Source organism: Pseudoalteromonas sp. TAE79 (assembly GCF_000498015.1).
Taxonomy (GTDB): domain Bacteria; phylum Pseudomonadota; class Gammaproteobacteria; order Enterobacterales; family Alteromonadaceae; genus Pseudoalteromonas.
The window spans coordinates 1-7,471 of the sequence record NZ_AUTL01000011.1 but is presented as its reverse complement, the minus strand read 5'-3'; the positions used below and the strand labels follow the sequence as shown (position 1 = coordinate 7,471).

At 41.3% G+C, this 7,471-nt stretch carries 6 protein-coding genes and 1 pseudogene; all 7 read left to right on the top strand.

Translation table 11 applies throughout. From position 1 onward, the window contains the following. Positions 1–1,616, top strand: a 1,616-nt coding sequence (rpoD, locus tag L655_RS0100210; protein ID WP_024603690.1) for an RNA polymerase sigma factor RpoD, incomplete at its 5' end; no start/stop codon positions are given. 68 nt (positions 1,617–1,684) lie between these two features. Beyond that, positions 1,685–2,566 carry a 50S ribosomal protein L11 methyltransferase gene (gene prmA / locus L655_RS0100205; protein ID WP_002957801.1) on the top strand — a complete coding sequence of 294 codons (882 nt, stop codon included), beginning with the start codon at positions 1,685–1,687 and terminating at the stop codon, positions 2,564–2,566. 282 nt (positions 2,567–2,848) lie between these two features. After that, on the top strand, positions 2,849–3,820 hold the full coding sequence (gene dusB, locus L655_RS0100195) for a tRNA dihydrouridine synthase DusB (protein ID WP_024603689.1): 972 nt from the start codon (positions 2,849–2,851) through the stop codon (positions 3,818–3,820). Positions 3,821–3,839: 19 nt separating this feature from the next. After that, complete coding sequence (gene fis, locus L655_RS0100190; RefSeq protein ID WP_002957804.1) at positions 3,840–4,130, top strand: DNA-binding transcriptional regulator Fis; 291 nt, start codon at positions 3,840–3,842, stop codon at positions 4,128–4,130. Positions 4,131–4,455: 325 nt separating this feature from the next. Then, positions 4,456–6,042: a bifunctional phosphoribosylaminoimidazolecarboxamide formyltransferase/IMP cyclohydrolase gene (gene purH, locus L655_RS0100185; RefSeq protein WP_024603688.1), complete on the top strand. Its 1,587-nt coding sequence runs from the start codon at positions 4,456–4,458 to the stop codon at positions 6,040–6,042. A gap of 106 nt (positions 6,043–6,148) precedes the next feature. Beyond that, positions 6,149–6,970: a class I SAM-dependent methyltransferase gene (locus L655_RS0100180; RefSeq protein ID WP_024603687.1), complete on the top strand. Its 822-nt coding sequence runs from the start codon at positions 6,149–6,151 to the stop codon at positions 6,968–6,970. A gap of 15 nt (positions 6,971–6,985) precedes the next feature. Then, a pseudogene (locus L655_RS0100175) lies at positions 6,986–7,471 on the top strand (phosphoribosylamine--glycine ligase); the annotation flags it as partial.

Genomic DNA, 7,471 nt, shown 5'->3' with positions numbered 1-7,471 from the left:
CTGCCGCTGCAGCCCTTGCGACTGTAGAAAAAGAAATCGGCCGTACAACGGATCCAGTTCGCATGTACATGCGCGAAATGGGTACTGTTGAACTTCTTACACGTGAAGGCGAAATTGTAATCGCTAAACGTATTGAAGAAGGCATTAATCAAGTACAGATTTCTGTTGCAGAGTACCCTGAAGCAATCACTTACCTACTAGAGCAGTGGGATAAGTTTGAAGCTGAAGAAATGCGTTTAAGCGATATTATCGTTGGCTTTATCGATCCTAATGAAGATACAGCGCCAATTTCAGCAACTAACATCGGTTCAGAATTAAGTGCTAAGCAACTTGAGGACGACGATAAAGATGACAAAGATGATGCTGATAGCGATGATGAAGATGAAGAAGAGATAGACACAGGGCCAGATCCTGAAGAAGCTCGTATTCATTTTGAAAATTTACGTGATTTATATAATAAAGCACGTGATACGTTTGAAGCTAAAGGTCGTTCGCATCCTGAATCACAAGCAGCCATTTTTGAAATTGGTGAGCTTTTCAGAACATTTAAATTAATACCTAAACAGTTTGACCGCATGGTAAATAACATGCGTGAAATGATGGATCGTGTTCGTGTTCAAGAACGCCTAATCATGAAGCAAGCTGTTCAAATTGCTAAATTACCAAAGAAAACATTCGTTAAGCATTTTGCTAATAACGAAACTGACGCTTCTTGGGTTGATTTAGAAATTTCAGGTAACGAAAAGTATTCAGCTAAACTTGAAGAAGTTAAGCCAGAAATCATTCGTAGCATTAATAAATTATCTGTTATTGAACAAACAACAGGTTTAAGCATTGAGCGTATTAAAGACATCAACCGTCGAATGAGCATAGGTGAAGCGAAAGCACGCCGTGCGAAAAAAGAAATGGTTGAAGCTAACTTACGTCTTGTAATCTCAATTGCTAAAAAATACACAAACCGTGGCTTACAATTCTTAGATTTAATCCAAGAAGGTAACATTGGTCTGATGAAAGCGGTTGATAAGTTTGAATATCGCCGTGGTTATAAGTTCTCTACTTATGCTACGTGGTGGATACGTCAAGCAATCACACGCTCTATTGCTGACCAAGCAAGAACAATCCGTATCCCTGTGCATATGATTGAAACGATTAATAAACTTAACCGTATCTCTCGTCAAATGTTACAAGAAATGGGTCGTGAGCCAAATCCAGAAGAATTAGCAGAACGCATGATGATGCCTGAGGATAAAATCCGTAAGGTACTTAAGATTGCTAAAGAGCCAATTTCAATGGAAACACCAATCGGTGATGATGAAGATTCTCACTTAGGTGACTTTATCGAAGATACAACTATTGATTCGCCAATCGATTCGGCAACAATGGAATCTCTTCGTGGCGCAACTAACGATGTACTTGCAGGCTTAACAGCTCGTGAAGCTAAAGTACTACGTATGCGTTTTGGTATTGATATGAATACCGACCACACCTTAGAAGAAGTAGGTAAACAGTTTGACGTAACACGTGAGCGTATTCGTCAAATAGAAGCGAAAGCGCTGCGTAAATTACGCCACCCTTCTCGCTCAGATTTACTGAAAAGCTTTTTAGACGCTAAATAATTTTAGCGCTACTATATAAACTAAAAAGGCCGCTATAGCGGCCTTTTTTCTATTTGAAGGAAATAACCATGGCTTGGATCCAAATTCGTATTAATGCCAATGCTGCAACAGCTGATGCCGTAAGCGATCTATTAATGGAAGCGGGTAGCGCTTCAGTAACCTTTATTGACGCAAAAGACACCCCTATCTACGAGCCTAAAATTGGCACCGTTGTGTTCTGGGCTGATACCACAGTTATTGGCCTGTTCGAAGCTAATCATGATATGAACGCAGTCGTTGCGTTATTGAAGCGCCATGATGAGCTAAAAGACAATTTAGTATACAAAATCGAGCAACTTGAAGATAAAGACTGGGAACGTGAATGGATGGATAACTTCCACCCTATTCAATTTGGCGAAAAACTATGGATTTGCCCAAGCTGGCGCGACATTCCTGACCCTGATGCTGTAAATGTATTGCTAGACCCTGGCCTTGCTTTTGGCACGGGTACGCATGCAACAACGGCCTTGTGCCTTAAATGGTTAGAAAGCCAAGATCTGACGGGTAAAACGGTTGTTGATTTTGGTTGTGGCTCAGGCATTTTAGGTATTGCAGCTATAAAACTAGGTGCAGAGCGTATGATTGGGATAGATATTGACCCTCAAGCGCTTGAAGCTAGCCTTGATAACGCGAACCGAAATGGTGTTGCAGACAAACTCGAAGTATACCTTCCAGAAAACCAACCTGAGTTTAGTGCAGATATAGTAGTGGCCAATATTTTAGCCCAGCCACTTCGCGAATTACATAGTGTGATTTTAGGGTTATTAAAGCCAGGTGGTAAAATTGCCATGTCAGGTATTTTAGAAGAACAAGCACAATCGGTTGCTGACATTTATGCACCGTTTATTGAACTAGATGACATTGCCGTTGAAGGTGATTGGACTCGAGTAAGTGGCACTAAAAAAGCGTAATAAATCGAACAATCAAATCTAGAGCATTAACTCAAAACATGCATGTAAAGCCTGTATTTAACAGGCTTTACTATTTTTTTACATATCAAAAAATTTTCTAGTTATCTTGTAAAAAATAAAATCTGTATGAATTTCAAACAAATCAACCTACTTGTCATGTGGTTATCAAATGTCAATACGAAAAGGGCAAAAAAAAGTTACTTTTGTTCAATTTATAGCCTTTGATTTTTGTGAAAAAAACCGTAAACTTAGCGCCCCTTGAAAAGAGGCCTATTGAATATAGTGCGTATCGGTAAATACCAACTTGAGAATAATGTAATTGTCGCGCCAATGGCAGGCATTACAGACAGACCATTCAGACAACTTTGTCGACGCTTAGGTGCGGGCTTAGCTGTGTCTGAAATGCTATCGTCAAATCCTAAGGTTTGGAAAACAGAAAAGTCGATGAACCGTATGGATCACAGCGGTGAGTCGGGTATACGCGCGGTGCAAATTGCAGGAGCAGATCCTGAGCTTATGGCGCAGGCCGCACAATTCAATGTTGCTAATGGTGCACAGATCATAGATATCAATATGGGGTGCCCAGCAAAAAAAGTGAACAAGAAACTCGCAGGCTCTGCCTTATTACAGTTTCCTGAACTTGTGGAAGAGATTATTGATGCAGTTGTTAATGCTGTTGATATACCTGTGACACTTAAAATCCGTACAGGATGGGATCCGGATAACCGTAATGGTGTAGAGATTGCGAGAATAGCTGAACGTTATGGCATTGCATCACTTGCTGTACATGGGCGTACGCGCGCATGTATGTACAAAGGTGATGCTGAGTACGCCACGATTAGGGATATAAAACGTTCAGTGTCGATTCCTGTAGTTGCCAATGGTGATATTACATCACCAGAAAAAGCAAAACAGGTTTTAGACTATACGGGTGCAGATGCCATTATGATTGGCCGAGCCGCCCAAGGTCGCCCTTGGATATTTAGGGAGATAGACCACTATTTGCGAACTGGGGAACATTTACAGCCACCTGCTATTGCAGAGGTGCGCAGTATATTAATGGAGCATTTAACAAACCTCCATATGTTTTACGGTGAGCCAATGGGAGCGCGAATTGCTCGCAAACATGTATCTTGGTATTTGCAAACCCATGACAGTGATGGTCAGTTTAGGCGAGTATTTAATGCGCTCGACAACCCACAGGCACAGGTCGTCGCATTAGAGCAATACTTTAAAACACTAGCAGCTAACTAAGAAAGAAAGAGACTTAATAATGTTCGAACAAAACGTGACTTCTCCATTTATCACTAACCCTCATGTTCAGTCACACGAGAAACCGCAGCCATTGCGTGATGCAGTAAAAAAAGCTGTTCACCACTATTTAAAGCAGCTTAACGGTCAAGATGTGCAAGACGTTTACGACCTTGTTCTTTCAGAGCTAGAAGCGCCATTACTTGAAGAAGTAATGACATATACACGTGGTAACCAAACTCGTGCAGCAATTTTACTAGGTATCAACCGTGGTACTTTACGTAAAAAGCTTAAAAAATACGGCATGAACTAATACCAATTATATTGAAAGCATAAGTATTCTAACGAGCTAAACAAGCCCATAACGTCGTTAAAAGTTTTTTATGTAGAATAACTACACTGCAAAATTTTTGCCTTGTTATAGACTTGTTTTTCTATCGTTATTACTACTTACTAATCCAATACAACTGGTATTTTGCAAAAAAAGCACCTTAGGGTGCTTTTTTTATGCCTACAGTTTATTAACTAAATTGCAAAATGCTCACGCTTATTGAGCCTTTATAAGTCGTTTTTTGAGTAGTAATCAGTTAAAATGCCCGCTTCTAAGCTAGCTCATTAACTGAGGAAATCAAACTACAATGGATACTCATCGTCCCATTCGTCGCGCACTATTAAGTGTGTCTGATAAAACCGGTATTGTTGAATTTGCCCGCGCACTTGAAGCGCAAGGCGTTGATATTTTATCAACTGGCGGCACATGTAAACTACTTGCTGATAACGCCATAAAAGTGACTGAAGTATCAGATCACACAGGCCACCCTGAAATCATGGATGGTCGCGTAAAAACCCTTCACCCAAAAATTCACGGCGGCATATTAGCCCGTCGCGGACAAGATGAAAGCGTAATGGCAGATAACAACATTTCTGCTATCGACATAGTTGTAGTTAACTTATACCCCTTTGCGAATACAGTCGCTCAAGAAAACTGCAGCCTTGAAGATGCCATTGAAAACATTGATATTGGCGGCCCTACAATGGTTCGTGCAGCAGCTAAAAACCACAAAGATGTAACAATCGTGGTAAACGCAAGCGACTACGACCGTGTTATTAGTGAAATGCAAAACAACAATGGTTCAACAACGTACAAAACACGTTTTGATTTAGCGATTGCCGCCTACGAGCACACTGCACAATACGATGGCATGATTGCTAACTACTTCGGTAAAATGGTGCCTGATTACACCGAGGAAGCTGCTGTAGAGACTAAATTCCCACGTACTATCAATATGCAGTTCACTAAAAAGCAAGATATGCGTTACGGTGAAAACTCACATCAAGATGCTGCTTTTTATGTTGAAAATGACATTGCTGAAGCATCAGTTGCAACAGCAACTCAATTGCAAGGTAAGGCCCTTTCGTTTAACAACATTGCAGATACCGATGCAGCACTTGAATGTGTTAAAGAATTTGACGTACCTGCGTGCGTAATTGTAAAACATGCTAATCCGTGTGGTGTTTCAATTGGCGACAATATTCTACAAGCATACGAGCGCGCTTTTAAAACAGACCCTACATCAGCATTTGGTGGCATTATTGCCTTTAACCGAGAGCTAGATGCAGCAACTGCACAAGCAATTGTTGACCGTCAGTTTGTTGAAGTAATTATTGCACCAAGTATTTCGAGCGACGCTGCAAAAATTGTTGAAGCTAAAAAGAACGTGCGCCTATTAGAATGTGGACAGTGGACAGGTAAAGCAGCTGGCCAAGATATTAAACGCGTTAACGGCGGTATTTTAGTTCAAGACCGCGACTTAGGCATGGTAACGCAAGGCGACTTAAAAGTTGTTTCTAAGCGCCAGCCTTCTGAGCAAGAACTTAAAGATTTACTGTTTTGCTGGAAAGTAGCTAAATTTGTTAAATCAAACGCAATTGTTTATGCCCGTGACGGTATGACCATTGGTGTAGGCGCAGGCCAAATGAGCCGCGTATACTCAGCTAAAATTGCAGGTATAAAAGCCGCCGACGAAAACCTTGAAGTTAAAGGTTCAGTTATGGCGTCTGACGCATTCTTCCCATTCCGTGATGGCATTGACGCAGCCGCAGCCGCTGGCATTACTGCGGTAATTCAGCCTGGTGGCTCAATGCGTGATGAAGAAGTGATTGCAGCTGCTGATGAAGCTGGCATGGCAATGGTACTAACTGGTATGCGCCATTTCCGCCACTAATCACACAAAGGGTTAAACGTTGGTTTAACCCTTTTTGTTTGCTATAAATTCACGTATTCTGATTATTCAATAACCTATTTAAAATTATAATGTGAAGGAACAAACAATGAAATTTGCGCTAAAATCGCTACTTGTAGCCACACTAACAATGACATCGACTATGGCGCTTAGCCATAACCACGAATCAAGCCTTGAACATGCACTTCAATCAAGCGAACGCAGTGCTAAAAACAGCGCTCGTGATGAATATCGTCACCCAGCTCAAACACTTGCATTTTTTGGCTTTAAACCAACCATGACAGTTGTTGAAATTGCACCCGGTGGTGGTTGGTATAGTGAAATTTTAGCGCCAGCATTAAAAGAACAAGGCACTTATTTTGCCGCGCACTTTCCTGCTGATTCATCAGTTGGCTACTACCAACGCTCTCTTGCAGGCTTTAAACAAAAAGTAGCAGAAGATGAGCGCTTTAGTAGCGTTAAAATTACTGAGTTTGCACCTGTAACACATTTAGATATTGCGCCAGCTGGCAGTGCCGATATGGTTTTAACATTTCGTAATGTACATAACTGGTATATGGGCAAAGATAAAAGCGGTGCACTAAGTGCATTCCAAGCTTTTTATAAAGCCCTTAAACCAGGCGGTACATTAGGTTTAGTTGAACACCGTTTAGCTGAAGAGCGTGCTGATGAAGATCAAAAAACATCAGGTTATATGAAGCAAAGCTACGTAGTAGACCTTGCTGAACAAGCTGGGTTTGAATTAGTAGCAAGCAGTGAAATAAATGCAAATCCAAAAGATACAGCCGATCACCCTAAAGGTGTATGGACGCTACCACCAAGCTTAAGACTCGGCGAACAAGATGCTGACAAATATAAAGCCATTGGTGAAAGCGACCGCATGACGCTGAAATTTAAGAAACCGCTTTAAATAGGAATTTTCGCCATGAATGTTTTAGTCATTGGCAGCGGCGGCCGCGAACACGCACTTGCGTTTAAAGCCGCTCAAAACACCAAAGTAAATACTGTATTTGTAGCCCCTGGTAATGCAGGTACTGCACTTGAACCAAAACTTGAAAACGTAGCAATAAACGTTGACGACTTAGATGGTTTACTTAGTTTTGCACAGCAAAATAAGGTAGAGCTTACTATTGTAGGTCCAGAAATACCGTTAGTACTGGGTGTTGTTGATAAGTTTCGTGAACATAACATGGCTATTTTTGGACCAACGGCGGGCGCAGCTCAGCTTGAAGGTTCGAAATCGTTTACTAAAGACTTTTTAGCACGTCATAAAATCCCAACGGGCGACTACCAAACGTTTGAACAAATTGAGCCTGCCCTTGCTTATTTAAAAGAGAAAGGCGCGCCAATTGTTGTAAAAGCAGATGGTTTGGCTGCGGGTAAAGGCGTAATTGTAGCCATGACGGAGGCC